Source organism: Prosthecobacter algae (assembly GCF_039542385.1).
Classification (GTDB): domain Bacteria; phylum Verrucomicrobiota; class Verrucomicrobiia; order Verrucomicrobiales; family Verrucomicrobiaceae; genus Prosthecobacter; species Prosthecobacter algae.
This window is the reverse complement of record NZ_BAABIA010000004.1, coordinates 215,170-231,989: the sequence shown is the minus strand read 5'-3', so window position 1 is coordinate 231,989 and position 16,820 is coordinate 215,170. Positions and strand designations below refer to the sequence as shown.

The window sequence follows — 16,820 nt, the reverse complement described above, 5'->3', positions numbered from 1 at the left end:
GCACGCAGACTTACATCTGGATGAAATCACTTACATCCGTAACGAAGCCTGGAAGACTGAACGCGAACCGCAGGCAAGGACTCTTCGGTTGCGCGTTCGGATGTCTGCGCTCCTTTGCCCGCACATGCCTCCGCCGCCGCTCCTCCCGCCGCCCCTTTGGCAGGGCATTGGCTGTGAGTGGCTGTGGGTCTATCATGGCATCGCTCCACGGGTCCGGGTTTGGTCACAGGAAATCACCGTTCCTTCAGGGGTGTTTTTTGTGGAAGGCGGCGCTGTGAAAATCCGTGCGGAAGGCAGGGAGATCCTCGTGCCGCCCAAACATGTCTTTTTCTCCGCACCCGGTCTGCGCCAGCAGTGGTTCGAACCTGAAACACGGCTCCTATCCGTGGGCCTGCGCTGCCAATGGCCCGATGGAGTGCCTATGTTCAAAGCCGGGCTCAACATCGCCCTGCCGACAAGCCGGACTCCGAAGCTGCTGAAGAGCACCCGCACTCTGCGGGCCATCGTTCATGGGCGGAGAAAACAAGTGTCTTATCTGGAAGCCACCGCCCCTCAAAACCGTTCCCTCGCAGGCTGGGCGGAGCATGAGGCGGGCTACCAGGGTTGGTTTGCAGAATATGTGCGCACTCTGGAGCGGCTAGGCATCACGCCCACCGCCCGCGCAAGCACGGGTGACCGGCGGCTGGAATTTCTGCGTCAATGCCTGCACACCTGGCCTCTGGACCGGGCGCTGGATCTCACCACGATGGCCCAAGAAGTCGGTCTCAGTCACCGCCGCATCCATGATCTGCTAAAACAGGATCTCGGCATGACGGCCCAGGTTTATCTAGAGAAACGCCGCCTGGAGCAGGCGCGTCTGCGACTGATCCATGAAGACACCGCCCTCAAGGAAATCGGCTTTGCGCTCGGCTTCCGGCATCCGCCGCATTTCACCGCCTGGTTTCGCCGCCATACCGGCATGACGCCCACCGCTTACCGTCAAGGCCACGGCATGGATGGGGCCTGAAAAAGTGGCTGCTATCCATCCGGCTTTTCAGACGTTTCCTCTTTCCACCCCTGCCGCGCGCTTCTACCCTCACCCATCATGTCTTTGATCACCCTGAGTCACCTTTCGAAATCTTATCGTGAGCCCGGCAGCGGCAATGAGGTGCCAGTGCTGCGCGATGTGTCCCTGAGCATCACGGCAGGCGAGTCTGTGGCCATCGTCGGCCCCTCAGGCTGTGGGAAAAGCACCCTGCTCAACATCCTTGGCACCCTAGATGTGCCGGATCAGGGTGATTACACCTTTGACAGCACCTCCATCGCCGGCTGCACACCGGCTCAACTGGCCGCACTGCGCAGTGAAAAGATCGGTTTCATCTTCCAGCTTCACCACCTCATGCCCCAGTGCACGGTGCTGGAAAACGTGTTGCTGCCCACACTGGCCCTGAAGGCAAAGCCAGATGCCGCCACCTTGCAGCAGCGCGCAGAAGCCCTATTAAAGGCAGTGGGTCTTCAGGATCGGCTGGGGTGGAAACCGGCCCAGCTTTCAGGCGGCGAACGCCAGCGTGTCGCCGTTGTCCGGGCACTGATCAACCAGCCCAAGCTCATCCTCGCCGACGAGCCCACCGGTGCCCTCGATGAAAAGAACGCGGAGTCTTTGACCTCCCTGCTTTTGGAACTGCAGCAGACCACCGGCACCACCCTCGTCATGGTCACCCACCATCCTGCCCAGGCCGAAAGGATGGGGCGTACGCTGAGGCTGCACGAAGGAATCTTGGTTTAAACCAGCTTGCTTCGTTCAGTCATCACCGCTCACACGCCCGCGATTCTTCTTCACGCCAGACCGCGTTTTCTTCTCTTTCAGGATGCGGTTCTTCAAACCCCGAGGCCGAGGTCGGTTCTGACGGCGAACTTTTTCCCGTTCGTTTTGCAGCGCCAGTTTAGCTTCAGCCAGGGCGGTCTCCAGCCGGTCGCAAAGTTCCACCCGAGCCCAATGCCGATTCATGACCTGGGACCGTTCGCGCTGGCAGCGCACCTCCAGGCCGCTGGGGAGGTGGCGAAGCACGACGGTGGAGGAAGTCTTGTTGATCTTCTGGCCACCTGGACCACTGCCACGCACAAATTCCTCCTGCAAATCCTCCTCGCGGATTCGCAGCTTGGTCAGGCGCTTTTGCAGCGCTTCCTCATTCAGCAGGGCCATGTCTGAAAATGGACTCGGAGCGGCGAAAGGAAAGTGCCTGAATTGGATACTTTTATGTGAGCATCCATACCCATTCACTGAAAAACAGCCGGATGACAGGATATTGACATCCTTTCGCAAGATAAGAAGTGCGGAATTTTTGATGTGCGGCTTGCACGGATGGCGCGTATTGCCAAGGTGAAAACACACCACCCATGAGCGCCGTTTTAGACTCTTTATCCCGATTTTACAGCTCCTCCATTGGCAAGAAATTCCTTGTCGCCCTGACGGGCCTGATGCTCGTCGTTTTTATTCTGGGGCATATGATTGGGAATCTCCTGGTCTTTGCAGGACCGGATGCAATCAATGAATACGGCCACATGCTGCAGACATCCCTGCATGGAGCCGGAGTCTGGATCGCGCGACTGGGACTGCTGGCCGCCGTGCTGATCCACATCGTGGCCACCATCCAGCTCACCCGAGCTAATCGTGCCGCCCGAAAGGATCGCTACGGCAAGGAAGCCCACAAGGTCTCCAGCACGGCCTCCCGCACGATGATCTTCAGTGGCCTCACCATCCTGGCCTTCATCGTTTATCACATCATGCATTTCACCGTGCGTGTGGGCAATGAGTACAACAACCCCGCCCTCTACAGCACCGAACTCCATGGTGAGCAGGTGCACAACGTCTACAAGATGGTCATCGACGGCTTTTCCTGGTGGCCCGCATCCGCCTTTTACATCGTGGCCATGCTGCTGCTCTGCAGCCACCTCAGCCACGGCGTCGCAAGCATTTTCCAGACGCTGGGCCTCGCCACCCACCGAACTTGGCCGCTCTTTCAGAAGCTTGGCACCGCCTTCGCCCTGCTAATCTTGGTTGGCAACTGTTCCATCCCGATCGCCATCCTCGTTTTTGGCTACGGCAGATAATCTTTTCGGCACCCACCCCACGCGCACCCGTTCTCTTCCCTTCCCCGCCATGCCTCTCGACTCCAAGATTCCCTCCGGCCCGATGGCTGAAAAGTGGTCCAAGCACAAGCAGGACTCCAAGCTCATCAACCCGAAGAACAAGCGCAAATACACCGTGCTGGTCGTCGGCACGGGCCTCGCTGGAGCTTCCGCCGCAGCCACCCTGTCCGAACTGGGGTATCAGGTGAAATGCTTCTGCTTCCAGGACAGCCCCCGCCGCGCCCACTCCATCGCCGCCCAGGGCGGGATCAACGCCGCGAAGAACTACCAGAACGACGGCGACAGCGTCCACCGTTTGTTTTATGACACGGTCAAAGGCGGCGACTTCCGCGCCCGTGAAGCCAACGTCCATCGTCTGGCTGAAGAAAGCGTCAACATCATCGATCAATGTGCCGCCCAAGGCGTGCCCTTTGCCCGTGAATACGGTGGTGGACTGGCGAACCGCTCCTTTGGCGGTGCCCAGGTCAGCCGTACCTTCTATGCCCGTGGCCAGACCGGGCAGCAGCTCCTGCTAGGTGCCTATTCGGCCTTGAACAAAGAGATCGCCCGCGGTGGCGTGAAAATGTACTCCCGCATGGAAATGCTGGAACTGGTGGTGGTGGATGGCCACGCCAAAGGGATCATCACTCGCGACCTCGTCAGCGGAAAGATCGAAGCTCACTCCGGTGACACCGTGCTGCTTTGCACCGGTGGTTATGGCAATGTTTTTTACCTCTCCACCAATGCCATGGGCAGCAACGTCACGGCCACGTGGCGCGCCCACAAAAAGGGGGCCTACTTTGCCAACCCTTGCTACACGCAGATTCACCCGACCTGCATCCCCGTCAGTGGCGACTACCAGAGCAAGCTGACCCTGATGTCAGAGTCCCTCCGCAATGATGGCCGTGTCTGGGTGCCCAAGAAGTCGGCCGATATCGGCAAGCCCCCGCATCAGATTCCTGAAGCAGACCGAGACTACTACCTGGAGCGCAAGTACCCGAGCTTCGGCAACCTGGCTCCGCGTGACATCTCTAGCCGCGCTGCCAAAGAAGCCTGCGATGACGGACGTGGCGTTGGCCCGGGCGGACGTGGTGTTTATCTCGACTTCGCCGAGGCCATCGGCCAATACGGCCAAAAGACCATCGCCGAGCGCTATGGCAACCTCTTTGAGATGTATCAGCGCATCACTGGTGAAAGCGCTTACTCCCAGCCGATGCGCATCTATCCTGCGGTGCACTACACCATGGGCGGCCTGTGGGTGGACTACAACCTGATGAGCAACCTGCCAGGCCTCCATGTGCTGGGCGAGGCCAATTTCTCCGACCATGGTGCCAACCGCCTGGGCGCCAGCGCCCTTATGCAGGGCCTGGCCGACGGTTACTTCGTCATCCCCACCACGATTGCGCCTTACCTCGTCACCCAGAGTCCTGGTTCCGTTACCACCAGCCATCCTGAGTTCCAAAAAGCCCTCGAAGACTGTCAGTCCCGCACCAACCGCTTGCTCAACATCAAGGGCAAGCGCAGCGTGGACAGCTTCCACCGCGAACTGGGCCTCCTGGTCTGGGACAAATGTGGCATGGCTCGCGACAAGGCCGGCCTCGCCGAAGCCCTAAAGCGCATCCCCGAACTTCGTGAAGAATTCTGGAACAACGTCACCGTTCCCGGTTCCGGCATTGCCGCAAACCCAGAACTGGAGAAGGCTGGGCGCGTGGCCGACTTCATGGAATTTGCCGAACTCCTCTGCCTGGACGCCAGCGACCGCGAAGAAAGCTGCGGCGGCCACTTCCGCACAGAGCATCAGTACCCGGACGGCGAAGCCAAACGCGATGACGAAAACTACTGCTACGCAGCAGCCTGGGAGTACACCGGTGATTTCTCCAAACCGATCCTGAACAAAGAACAGCTTACGTTCGAGGAAGTTCATCTTTCCGTCCGCAGCTACAAGTGATCTGACCACCCTCCCCTCTCGCTTATTTCACCCCCTTTCGGTTTATGTCACTCCTCAATCTTCACCTCAAAGTCTGGCGTCAGAACCAAGGCCAGTCCGGTCACTTTCAAGACATCGAAGCACCTGAGATTCCAGACCACGCTTCCTTTTTGGAAATGATGGACATCGTCAACGAGCGTCTGATTCAAAAGGGCCAGGACCCCATCGCCTTTGACCACGACTGCCGCGAAGGCATCTGCGGCATGTGCTCGATGACCATCAACGGCATGCCTCACGGCCCGGAAAAGGCCACCACCACCTGCCAGCTCCACATGCGCAAATTCCGCACGGGAGACACCATCTGGGTCGAACCCTTCCGCGCCCGTGCCTTCCCAGTGATTAAGGACCTGATTGTGGACCGTGGCGCTTTCGACCGCATCCAGCGTGCCGGTGGCTACGTCAACGTCCGCACTGGTGCCGCACCTGATGCCAACAGCATCCTGGTGGGCAAAGACGTGGCCGATGCCGCCATGGATGCCGCTGCCTGCATCGGCTGCGGTGCCTGCGTGGCCGCCTGTAAAAATGCCAGCGCCATGCTTTTCGTGTCCGCCAAAGCTGGCCAGCTCAATTCCCTGCCCCAGGGCCAGCCTGAAAAAACCCGCCGCACACTCGGCATGGTCCGTCAGATGGACAAAGAAGGTTTTGGCAACTGCACCAACCAGTATGAGTGCGAAGCCGCCTGCCCAAAAGAAATCAGCGTGCGCTGGATCACGAAGCTGAACCGCGACTACGCCATCGCTGCGGCCAAAGAAGGCTTCGGTGGTGGGATCGAACGTGCCGAAGGCGGGGATTGATCCAGGTTGGTTCTCACCGAACTTTCTCCAAATAGGCCTTCCTCCGGGAAGGCCTATTTTGTTGAATACCGCTGGTAAATGAGCCTGTGTTTTGGTGTGTTCATTCACGACAAGCTTTCTGTTAGACCGTTTCACCTCACCTCGGACAATCTCGGGTCACCCAGATCCAGGCGATACATCACCTGGTTGTAATCATAACGCGGGGTCGCTACCGGATTGCCGGAAAAGGTCTCCGTGTAGGTGCCTTCAAAGTAAATGACCCGTCCGCCTTCCTGATCAAAAAAGACATGGTGGCGTGGATTGTAAAAGGTGTACTTTGGATGGCTGGCGATCTTGACCGCCTTCTTCCAAGGGCCATCCGGGGCGGGCGCTTCCGCATACCAGACTTCACCGAGCATGGACTCCGCGCCCAGATTTTGCGAGGCGATCATGATCCAACATTGGCGGTAGGCGTTCCAGTTGATGGAGGCCCGGTGAATGAGCACGGGTTTGCCTGTGGCCGCATCCTGTACCTGCAGCCGGGCTTTCTCCGCAGGCATCTTTCCATCGCGTATCATTTTGGCCTCGGCTGCCTGCGTCACCGGGGGCTGCTCCGACTGCCATTGGTAGGACTGCTTCTCTTCCGACCAAGCCAGGGCCTGATAGCTGGTAGTCTTCAAAACACTGTCGTAATCAGCCTTGGCGCGAGTGTTGGCAAAGCCCTCGGCAAAGTAAAAATAATCTCCCTCTTCCGAAGTCACCCGGACGGCGTTCCCCTCCGGATGCCGCCAATCCGACTCGTCGCCCAATTGCACCACCGGCTTGAAGTGCCCAGCCGCCTCATCGAATTCGACCAAGCCATGCTCCACCCGTTTGTCCAGACGTTCAAAACGGCCATAGTGGCCTAACAAATGATCTTTCTCAGCCTTGTCGGCCACGGCAAGAAGACCAAACACCCACACCACGCCTTTCTCCTCGGTGGGCACCATTTTGCGGACACGTCCCTCCTGGGTCGTCAGGTATTCCAGATTCACGCCCTGCTCCGGTTCCAGCCCGCCTTTACCGGGAAGATCTGACCAAGCGCAGGTGCTGTGGAAATTGCCCAGGGGATAGCCGGCCACATTCGTGTCCCCCCAAAGCCAAAAGAGCCGCCCTTTCCAAGGCAGTGCCTGCACGCTGTCCTGACCTGTGACTCCGGCATTGAGATTGGGTTTGGACAACGGACTTCCCAGCCCCAGCAAGGCAGAGTCACGATAGATCCCTTGCCCGGTGATCCGGTAAAGCCGCTCGGCGATGTTATGGCGCTGCACTTTGATTTCAGCCTTTTCACCGGCCTTTGGATTCAGACGCACGCCGGCATAACCAAAACCATCCTTGGCCACGGAGTATCCTGGACCGCTGACATGGAAAAAAACTTCCGTCTCCATCAGCCCCGGCTCCTGAAAGGCCACCCAGCCTGCGCTGTCCGTGACAAAGGCCTGATGATTGGTCGTCGTCAGCGTCATCAGGGGCACCCCGCGTCCCGTTTGGGCATCCACCACCTGGATGCCAAAAGGCGGTTCCGAGGCAGCACCCAGGAGCATGGGCAGCAAAAAAACGGCATAAATGAGGCGCATTCCAGGTGTTCTAGCAGCCCGTTTCCCTGGGTAAAAGCACCAAACACGATCTCTCATTCACAACTTCATCCGCGAACGGCTTGTATCCGGTCACAAAAAGGGCTACATGCCCGGTTCATGTTTGTCGATCAAATCAAAGTCTATGCCCGCGCCGGTAAAGGTGGGGATGGGAGTATGCACTTTCACCGGGGCAAGTTCCGCCCCAAAGGCGGCCCGGATGGTGGCGATGGAGGCAAAGGGGGCGACATCATCCTCCTGGTGGACTCCAGCACGAACAGCCTGCGCCAGTACTTTTTTAATGCCAAGCTCATCGCCGCAGACGGGCAAAAAGGCGGCGGTAACATGTGCTCAGGCATCAGTGCAGACGATGTCGTTTACAAGGTCCCTAGCGGCACTGTCGTCTCCAAGATCGTAGAAGAAGAAGATCCTGAAACCGGTGAACTCGTGACCCGTTACGAGCCCTACGCCGACCTTACTGAAGTGGGCCAAACCTTCGTTCTTTGCAAAGGCGGTAAAGGCGGTAAGGGCAACGTCCACTTCAAAACCAGCACCCACCAGGCTCCGCGCGAGTTCACCCCCGGGGTGGATGGTGAGGAAAGCTACTTCCACTTTGAGCTGCGCAGCATCGCCGACGCGGGTTTTGTCGGCTTCCCGAACGCGGGCAAGTCCACCATGCTCTCCAAGCTGAGCGCGGCCAAGCCCAAGATCGCCAATTATCCCTTCACCACCCTGCAACCGATGGTGGGCGTGATCCATTTTGGCGACCATCGCCGTGGCACATTGGCAGACATCCCTGGGCTCATCGAAGGTGCCCATCAGAACATCGGCCTGGGACATGACTTCCTTCGCCACATCATGCGCTGCCGCATTCTGCTCTTTGTGGTGGATGCTGCGGGCACCGAAGGTCGCGATCCAGTCGAAGACCTGGAAACCGTGCGCAAGGAGGTCTCCCTCTATTCCAAGGAACTCTCCAAGCGCCCTTGGCACATCCTAGCCAACAAGATCGACGTGGAAGGTGCTGAAGAAAATGTGGAGCGGCTGAAGGAACGCTTCAAGCGCGTGAGAATCTTCCCAGTCTCGGCTGAAACCGGCCTGGGCCTGGACAAACTGCGTGACTTCCTCGACAAGAAAATCGGCCAGACCTTTGAGGTCTTGAAGTAAACCGCCCAATCTTCCTTTGAGCAGCCATCGTTTTCGATGGCTGCTTTTTTGTGCCTGGGACTCTTCAGTTTGCCCCGGAGGTCGCCGGATCCGGTTCCCGTTTCAGCTCTGCAGATTGCACCGGCGGGACTGGTGCGGGATAAAACAATTCCACCGCGCGGCGAAGTTCCGGCGACTGACGGCTGGACTGATAAATGAGGTCAGGGCTGCCACGATTTTTTGCCAGAAGATGATAGGCTCCGATGACCTCGAAGGAAGCATTGAGAGAGCCGATCATCGGCAGATAACTGTGCCCGGTGATGCAGATGGTTTCCACCATGCCCCAAGGCGGAAAGTAGCCTGCTTTTTCCATGCGCTCCAAAAGAGCATATGTATCGGCAGGTGCCGTCAGCGCTGCGGACATGAGGATGTAGTGAGGGTGGATCATTGCCTGGTTCGGCAGGTCCACCCCGCCCACGTGGTAGCGGTCGCCATGCTCCCCCTCGCCTGCTGAAAGTCCATACATGCCGATCTTGGCCGCGAGGCTGTCCGGCCAGGTACGTTGGATGTAGTCGCGCTGTGACTGCAGCATGCGGGTGCGCGCACTCAGCCACTTCACCCCGTCCAGAGCATCCGGCACATCCTGGTCGAAGTCCGGATAAAAGAGGCTTTGCACTTCTGGGATGAATCCCGTGCCCTGCCAGGATTGGCCGGGCCGCTCCATCTTCACGCGCGGTGCATTGTCATTGGAGATGCGCTCCAGCATCATGACGAGGGCGGATTCACCGCCCCAGTCTGTCCAGCCATGAGGCAGCAACGTCTTGCCATCGTCCTTCATTCCATGGCTGAGGCTGCCATTGGGCAGACGCAGGGCCTTGAAATCAATTTGGTCCACGGCTGAAGCCAGTTCCTGATGCAGCTCCTCATCTCCCACACCCTGCGCAGCCAGCAGCAGGCTGTGGTAAAAAATGGCCGTATCCACCGTGCTGTACTCGGTGCCAGGGTGGATGACATAACCCGTCGCACTGCGCCGGACAAAGTGCGGCAACAGTCCCAGGGGACGATCCAGGGCACGGGCCGAACGGTGGATCGTGCGGATGATTTTAGCCGCCTCCTTGGGGCTCACCAGTTCCAGCGGCGGCTGAGACAGCGCTGCCGTGGCCAGAGCAAACATGCCCGTGGAAGCAAGAGACTCAAAGGCACCGTCTTCAGTATGCGCACGGTCTTTGACAAAACCAGACGCGGGATCATAGCAACGCGCCAGCTTGGCATAGGACGCAGCCACCACGTATTCATCGAAGGGAACCGCAGGCAACTCCATGCCCAGGTTCAGGCTCGTCACACAGATTTCACTGCCAGGTTCAGCCGTCCAGTTGATCAGCTTGGCATTCGGCATGGCCAGCGTGGGCACGGGCAGCACATAGGTTTCGCCATTCGGTGCCTGCACATCCAGCATGTGCTCCCAGAGCATCTGCTGCTGATTGGACTTAATTTCTAGTTTCAGGCGCCCCTGCCCCTTGGCCTGGATCATCACACTGCTGACTTTCGGCTGGTAACGGGCACTGATGAAGGACGGCCAAGGCGCGGCAAAATTCAGCGACTTGGCATTCTCTCGCGCCAGCCCGGCCAGGCTGTGCCAGATGCCAGCCCACGCATCGGGGTTCTGCCCCAGGCTCACGCAAATTTCGTCCGTCTGCCACTGGATGGTGTGTGCCGCAGGACCATGAAAGCCAAAGTCCGTGCCGAGATGCGTGTAAGCTACGAAGGAATTCAGCCGCTGAGTACCCTCCACCGGCACGGGAGCCTTGCCGGGCTGGATGCGGATGAAATACTCCTGCACGGGCTGCCACACCAGCCGTGAAGCGGGTGCTGCGTGGACAGCCAGGGACATGCAGAACCAGGCTGCGCTGAGTGGAAGGAAGCGCATGGAAAAAATGACTGTAAAGGAACTACGCACCCAAAGGCAACGCCGTTTATGATTGTGCCCACTTATCTGGATGAAAATGGCCAAGCAGCCCCCTGGTGAAAGAGCCCTTGACCCGGCACCGTTTGCTCTCACCGCCCATGCTGAACGCCGTTTCTCGCCTTGCCTGCCGGATTCTGCCCCTCCTGCCCGCCGTGGGTCTGGGAGCGGTGGCTGAACCGTCGGAATTTTTTGAAAAACGCATCCGCCCGCTGCTGATCGAGCACTGCACGGAATGCCATGGTGCCGACAAGCAAAAGGGCAGTCTCAGGCTGGATCACCGGGACGGCTGGCAGACCGGCGGCGATTCCGGCCCCAGCATCATCCCGGGCAACATCGAACAAAGCCTCCTTTGGAAAGTGGTCAGCTATGAGGACCGCGACCTGAAGATGCCGCCCAAGAAAAAGCTGCCCGCCGCCGCACTGGAAGATCTGAAAACCTGGATCGCCAGCGGTGCCCATGATCCGCGTGACGAAGCCCCCGCAGCCAAGGGAGGTCACAGCAGTCCCAAAGCCGATGGCAGTTTTTGGTCCTTTCAACTGCCCGTCGCCAAACCCCCTGGCCCGATCAAACAAAGCAACTGGCCGCGCAATGCCATTGATCATTTCATCCTCGCACGACTGGAGGCAGAAAACCTCCAGCCTGCCCCCGATGCGGATGCCGCCACTCTGGCACGCCGGCTTGCCTTTGATCTCACCGGCCTCCCACCTCAGTCCATCCCCGCACTCGCAGACCATCAGCCTGCCTTGGAAGATCGGAAACTCGAAACCCAGGTGGATGCTCTCCTGGCTTCGCCCGCCTTTGCGGAACGCTGGGCCTCGCATTTCATGGACATCACCCGCTTTGCCGAATCCTCAGGCGGCGGCCGTTCCCTGCCCTTCAAAGATGCCTGGCGCTTCCGTGATTATCTTCTGGAGGCCATCCAGTCCGACGTGCCCGTGGATCACATGATCAAGCAGATGCTGGCAGGTGATCTCTTGCCTGCCAAGAATGCCGCCGAGCGCCGCCAGAACCTCACCGCCACCGGCTTCCTTGCCCTCGGCCCAACCAATTATGAGGAACAGGACAAGCAGATGCTGCGCATGGACATTGTGGATGAGCAGCTCGACACCATCGGCAAGTCCTTCATGGGCATGACCATCGGCTGCGCCCGCTGCCATGACCATAAGTTCGATCCCATCCCCACCCGCGACTACTACGCGCTGGCTGGCATCATGCGCAGCACACGCACGCTGAAAAACTACACGGACAATGTGGCCCACTGGATTGACACCCCGCTGCCCTTTGAGGGTGAGGAAGAACAGAAGATGCAGGCCAAGGAAAAAGAAGTGTCCCGGCTGACGCAGGAGATCGCTGCGCTGAAGGACACGCTCCGCGACGTCGGCGGAGTCGCCCTGCGCAAGCGCAAAACGCTCAACGCCGCAGACCTGCCAGGAGTGGTCGTGGATGACAGCGAAGCCCAAAAAGTGGGCGACTGGAAAACCAGCCGCCGCTACCCACCCTTCATCGGTGGCGGTTATGCCCATGATGACAATCTGGGTCGTGGAGAAAAGACCATCTCCTTCACGCCAAAGCTCCCCGTGGCGGGCCGTTATGAAGTGAGGGTGGCCTTCAGTGCAGGCCCAGGCCGTGCCGAACGCATCCCCGCCACCATCTTCCATGCCGATGGCGAAGAACTGGTTTATTTCAAACAGGCCACCGAGAGCTTTGAAGGGCTTCAGTTCATCTCAATCGGCACCTTCCGATTTGAGACCACCGGACAAAACTTTGTCATGCTATCCAATGCCGGTGCCGAAGGTTATGTGACGGTGGATGCCGTGCAGTTCGTGCCTGCGGATGCGGACATGCCCGCCATGCCTTCCCCAGTCGCCAGCAATGAGGAAAAGGAACTCAAAGGCCGCATGGCCGATCTGCAAAAGCAGCTCAAACTCATGCAGATGGATGGCCCCAACCGGTTGGAGGCCATGACGGTGGCTGAAGATGAAAAGCCGGAGGATGCCCGCATCCACGTGCGGGGAAACATCCGCAACCTTGGGGCTCCCGTTCCACGTGGATTCCTTCAGGTGGCCCTCAAAGCCGACATGCCCGCCATCCCTGCCGAGCAGAGCGGCCGCATGCAACTGGCCGAGTGGATGACCGCCCGCCATCATCCGCTGACCGCCCGTGTCTTTGTCAACCGTGTCTGGCATTGGCTCTTCGGGGCAGGCATCGTCCGCAGCACCGACAACTTCGGCATCACTGGCGAGCAGCCTTCCCATCCTGAGCTGCTGGATCATTTGGCCGTGAAATTCATGGAAGACGGCTGGAGCCTCAAACGGCTGGTGAAGGAAATGGTGATGAGCCGCACCTACCGCATGAGTTCCGAAGGTGAACTGTCCCAAACAGATCCTGACAACCGCCTGCTCTCGCGAATGAACCGCAAGCGTCTCGATGCCGAGTGCATCCGCGATGCCATGCTGGCTGCGGCCAATGCGGTGGACGGACGCTGGGCCGGCCCTAACGTGGGCGATGCCAAGGCGGTGAACTCCAATGACACCAAGGTGCAAAATCTGGAGTATGGCTATCCCTTCAACGACACACGGCGCAGCGTTTACACCGCAGCCTTCCGCAACGTGAGGCACCCGCTGTTTGAGGTGTTTGATTTTGCCGACATCAATCAGCCCATCGCCCAGCGCACCACCAGCACCGTGGCCACCCAGGCCCTGTATCTGATGAACCATCCGCAGGTCATCGAGTTCGCCCGCAGTGCCGCCACGCGCGTGATGGCGGCAGGAGAGATCGAAAAAGGGATTCAGCAGGCCTATCGCCATTCCTTGAGCCGGGAGCCTTCCAGCAAGGAGGCCTCCATTGCCAAGGACTATCTCGAAGCTTCCATCTCAGGAAACGCCACCGAAGAGGAACGCTGCGACGCCTGGGCCCGCCTCATTCAAACGCTCTGGGCCACGCCCGAGTTCCGCCTGCTGAGATAAGCCTAACCAAGGATCAAACCTTGCACCCGCCCTGGCAGGCAGCGGCTTCATCACGGTAGGCCTTGGCCAGCAAGGTCACGGGCTGCGTCACCTCGGCATTCGCCCCCAGGCCGTTTGCCAGTTGCAGGTGACACCCAGGATTGGAGGTCGTGACCACCGTGCATCCGGTCTGTGCGATGTTTCCCACCTTCCGCTTCAGCAGCTTGGCCGACTGCTCAGGCTGCGTGATGTTGTAAATCCCTGCGCTGCCACAGCACCAGTTGCTCTCGGGCAGTTCCTTCAGCACCAGGCCTGGAATCGCCTGCAAAACCTGGCGTGGCTGGCTGACCACCTTTTGCCCGTGGCACAGATGGCAGCTTTCGTGGTAGGTCACCTCGGTCACACCTGCGCCGTGCTCCGGCTTGCGAATGCCCACCTGCACCAGCCACTCATGAATGTCCTTCACCTTGCGGTCCCATAGGTGGGCGCGCTCGGCATAAAAGGGATCGTCATGCAGCAGATGACCATAGGTCTTCAAATGGGACCCGCATCCCCCCGCATTGGTGATGATGGCATCCAGGCTTTCCAGGTCAAAGCTGTCGATCTGCCGACGCGCCAGTTCTTTGGCCAATTCCACCGCCCCATTGTGGGCGTGCAGGGAGCCGCAGCAGGACTGGGCGCGCGGTGTCACCACCTCGCAGCCATTCGCCAGCAGCACGTCCGCCGTGTCCCGGTTGATGTTGGAAAAGGCCAGATCTTGGATGCAGCCCGTGAGCAAACCCACGCGGTATTTTTTTGCGTCGGGAGTTTCGATGGGCGCGATGAGGGCATCGGAAAAGGCGGCGGCCACCTGGGGTGTCTGCGGCTCCAGATCGCGCAGCTTGTTCGGCAGCAGTCCGAAAAATTTCACCCGCCGCAGCCGCACATCCATCCCGCTCTTCTGCCATAGGCGAAGCCCCCACCCGGCCAGGCGCAGCAGTCTGGGGTGCATGAAAAGAACATTCAGCGTCAGCCAGCGCCAGAAGTCGCGCTCCGCACTTTGGGAGACTCCTGCACGCTCCACCTCGGCACGGGCCGTTTCAAAAAGCTCCGCATACTTCACGCCTGCCGGGCAGGCCGTCTGGCAGGCCAGGCAGCCGAGGCAGTAATACATCTCATCCGAAAAGGCCTGGGTAATCTGCAACTCGCCATCGGCCACACTGCGCATGAGGGAGATGCGGCCACGCGGGCTGTTGCGCTCCTTCTTCGTCTCCATGTAAGTGGGACAGGTGGGCAGGCACATCCCACAGTGCATGCACTGCTGGAGGACGGAGTAGTCGAGCGATTGAAGCAGATTCACGAGGCGAAAATGGGGGTGGGAGATAGCGGTGGGACCGTCCGTAATCTTCCATCTTTTCAGAGGATGGGCCTGTTTGTCACGGAGCTTTCTCAGGCATTCCCAGGACGGCCTGTTTAGGGACTGTCAACGCCGGCCGCGACGATGCGGTTGAGCAGGGCACGCTGCGTGGGCGACCACGCATCCCTGCTGTCATGCTGGGTGCGCAGGGCCGCCTCCTGGATGTCCTTGGCATTGAGGGAGCCTGGATACACCAGTTTTTCCCACAGCTCGATCACCGTACTGTCCTGCCGCAGGGCGGCGAGCAGCAGCGGGACCTGACTGCGGATTTCAGCATTGGAGGGCGGATCCAGATGCAGCCACAGCAGCAGTTTTTGATAATTGGGATTGTCCTTGGGCAGCTCCGGAGATTCGCCACTCAGCAGGGCTTCAAACTGCGGCCATTCGCCAAGTTCGATTTTCTCCACCCACGGCCTCAGCTCAGGCACCTCGGCGGCCAGAGAGGCAGCCTGCTCTTTGCGCCAAATCTCGTTCGGATGTTCCGGAGCTTTCTCCACGGGGGCTGCTGGCACGGGCACCCCCTGTTGAATCCCAGGCGCACCGGGCACCATCGATACCACGGGGGCCGCTGTCTCACTGGATGAGCGGACCAGATCGTAAGGCCCAGCCCAGATCCCCAGTGCCAGCGCCCATGCGCCCACAATTCCTCCGATAAAAAACGGCACCGCTCGCCAGATGATGATGGGCTGGCGGACCACGGTCTTGGGTGCTTCCTGTGGGGACTCTTCCTGCGGCTGGCTGCGCTCATGGGCCACGGCTTTCGCAGCGGCCAGGGAGGCTTCATAGGCGGCCCCTTCCTGGGATCTCGCGATCAGCAGCGACCACCAGCAGGCGGGCACGACGGCTTGGAAAAGCACCGCCGCCTCGCTTTTCGGATCCAGGCACTCCGCCAGTTGGGCGAGGGCAGAACACTCCTCCGGGCTGCTCCAGGTCCAGGCCACGCGGGGCCGCCGCAGCCGCACATCCCAGAGATCCCGCGCCTCCTGCGAGCTGCCGCGCACGATGCCACCAGCACCTAACCACAAGTGTGCTTCATCGAGGGCGTCACGCTCATCTTCCGTGGCATGGGCGCTCGCCGCAGCCAGCAGTTGCTCCGCCCGTGAATAACGGCTGATGGCTAAAGAAGTCGTGAGTGCCAGCATGAGGTCCACCACCTCCGGGCTGTTCATCTTCGACTGGGTGGCAATCAGCGCCTCCGCCAGCCGCGTGAGGCGGGCCAGGTCCGCCTTGGCCGCCCAGCGTGAGGCCACCATGAATGTCAGCGTGTAGTGGCCAGAGCCCAGCTCAATGATGAGGTCCGGCACGCGCGTCATCTCCGCCAGGACATCCTGCTGATCTTCAAAAAGAGTCGTCAGATACTCGCTCGCAGCACCGGCCCATTCCGGTTTGACGTAAGCTGCCGCGCAAAAGCTCGCAAAAGCTCCCTGGCGCTGTGCGGGATCGTTCAGCATCCTTTCAAGGGTGCGGGCGACATTTTTGAGTTCAGGAGGCAGCGGCGGCAGCTCGGGAAATGCCGCTTCAATCACCGGCGCGGGTTCCACAACTTCCTGCCTGTCTGGCTCCTGTTTGATCTCCTCATGCGCCTCGGATTCCAGAGTCTCAGTTTCAGCAGCTTCTGGCTCAGAGTGCATAGCAGGCAGCGTCTGCTCATCCGCTTCAGGAAAGAGCTGAAGCTCCATCGAAGTGGCCGATGCCGTGGATGAATCGGATGCAGGAACCGCCATGAGCAGGGATTATTAAAACTGGAGACGCTCTCATGCAACGCCCCTCTCTTGTTAAATATATGGAAGTGTTAAGTTCCTACAACGTAACGCGTTAAGATCGTAAGGAAACGAAAAAATGGCCGTCTGCCAAAGCAGACGGCCATTTAGAATTTTCCAAATCTCCGT

General features: G+C 59.4%; 12 protein-coding genes. 7 read left to right on the top strand and 5 right to left on the bottom strand.

Annotated elements, in window-relative coordinates; all coding sequences use genetic code 11:
- The first annotated feature begins 100 nt into the window (after positions 1–100).
- Entirely contained in the window at positions 101–1,006 is a 906-nt protein-coding gene (locus ABEB25_RS10910) for a helix-turn-helix transcriptional regulator (RefSeq protein ID WP_345736438.1), read from the top strand.
- Positions 1,007–1,090: 84 nt separating this feature from the next.
- Complete coding sequence (locus ABEB25_RS10905; RefSeq protein ID WP_345736717.1) at positions 1,091–1,765, top strand: ABC transporter ATP-binding protein; 675 nt, start codon at positions 1,091–1,093, stop codon at positions 1,763–1,765.
- 15 nt (positions 1,766–1,780) lie between these two features.
- On the opposite strand, the gene ABEB25_RS10900 is transcribed toward ABEB25_RS10905, so the two are convergent.
- Positions 1,781–2,182 (bottom strand): peptide chain release factor-like protein, encoded by a 402-nt coding sequence (locus ABEB25_RS10900; RefSeq protein WP_345736437.1) that lies wholly within the window; start codon positions 2,180–2,182, stop codon positions 1,781–1,783.
- A 194-nt stretch (positions 2,183–2,376) separates the two neighbouring features.
- On the opposite strand from ABEB25_RS10900, the gene ABEB25_RS10895 reads away from it, so the two are divergent.
- Genes ABEB25_RS10895 through ABEB25_RS10885 form a run of 3 tightly spaced genes read left to right on the top strand, consistent with a single transcriptional unit; the run spans position 2,377 to position 5,889 of the window.
- Entirely contained in the window at positions 2,377–3,090 is a 714-nt protein-coding gene (locus ABEB25_RS10895) for a succinate dehydrogenase cytochrome b subunit (protein ID WP_345736435.1), read from the top strand.
- Positions 3,091–3,139: 49 nt separating this feature from the next.
- A complete protein-coding gene (locus ABEB25_RS10890; protein ID WP_345736434.1) occupies positions 3,140–5,056 on the top strand; it encodes a fumarate reductase/succinate dehydrogenase flavoprotein subunit in 1,917 nt (638 codons plus the stop codon).
- 44 nt (positions 5,057–5,100) lie between these two features.
- Positions 5,101–5,889 carry a succinate dehydrogenase/fumarate reductase iron-sulfur subunit gene (locus ABEB25_RS10885; protein WP_345736433.1) on the top strand — a complete coding sequence of 263 codons (789 nt, stop codon included), beginning with the start codon at positions 5,101–5,103 and terminating at the stop codon, positions 5,887–5,889.
- A gap of 131 nt (positions 5,890–6,020) precedes the next feature.
- On the opposite strand, the gene ABEB25_RS10880 is transcribed toward ABEB25_RS10885, so the two are convergent.
- The gene (locus ABEB25_RS10880) at positions 6,021–7,484 is read right to left on the bottom strand and encodes a hypothetical protein (protein ID WP_345736432.1); all 1,464 of its coding nucleotides are present in this window, start codon (positions 7,482–7,484) and stop codon (positions 6,021–6,023) included.
- A 117-nt stretch (positions 7,485–7,601) separates the two neighbouring features.
- On the opposite strand from ABEB25_RS10880, the gene obgE reads away from it, so the two are divergent.
- Positions 7,602–8,645, top strand: coding sequence for a GTPase ObgE (gene obgE / locus ABEB25_RS10875; protein WP_345736431.1), 1,044 nt, complete (start codon positions 7,602–7,604; stop codon positions 8,643–8,645).
- A 64-nt stretch (positions 8,646–8,709) separates the two neighbouring features.
- Here obgE and ABEB25_RS10870 read toward each other — a convergent pair whose 3' ends face one another.
- On the bottom strand, positions 8,710–10,551 hold the full coding sequence (locus tag ABEB25_RS10870; protein WP_345736430.1) for a hypothetical protein: 1,842 nt from the start codon (positions 10,549–10,551) through the stop codon (positions 8,710–8,712).
- Between the two features lie 137 nt (positions 10,552–10,688).
- Between ABEB25_RS10870 and ABEB25_RS10865 the strand changes: the two genes are divergently transcribed.
- On the top strand, positions 10,689–13,556 hold the full coding sequence (locus ABEB25_RS10865; RefSeq protein WP_345736429.1) for a DUF1553 domain-containing protein: 2,868 nt from the start codon (positions 10,689–10,691) through the stop codon (positions 13,554–13,556).
- A 13-nt stretch (positions 13,557–13,569) separates the two neighbouring features.
- Here ABEB25_RS10865 and ABEB25_RS10860 read toward each other — a convergent pair whose 3' ends face one another.
- Together ABEB25_RS10860 and ABEB25_RS10855 are read right to left on the bottom strand one after the other, a co-directional pair.
- Complete coding sequence (locus ABEB25_RS10860) at positions 13,570–14,874, bottom strand: (Fe-S)-binding protein (protein WP_345736428.1); 1,305 nt, start codon at positions 14,872–14,874, stop codon at positions 13,570–13,572.
- Positions 14,875–14,987: 113 nt separating this feature from the next.
- A complete protein-coding gene (locus ABEB25_RS10855; RefSeq protein ID WP_345736427.1) occupies positions 14,988–16,655 on the bottom strand; it encodes a hypothetical protein in 1,668 nt (555 codons plus the stop codon).
- Between the last annotated feature and the right edge of the window lie 165 nt (positions 16,656–16,820).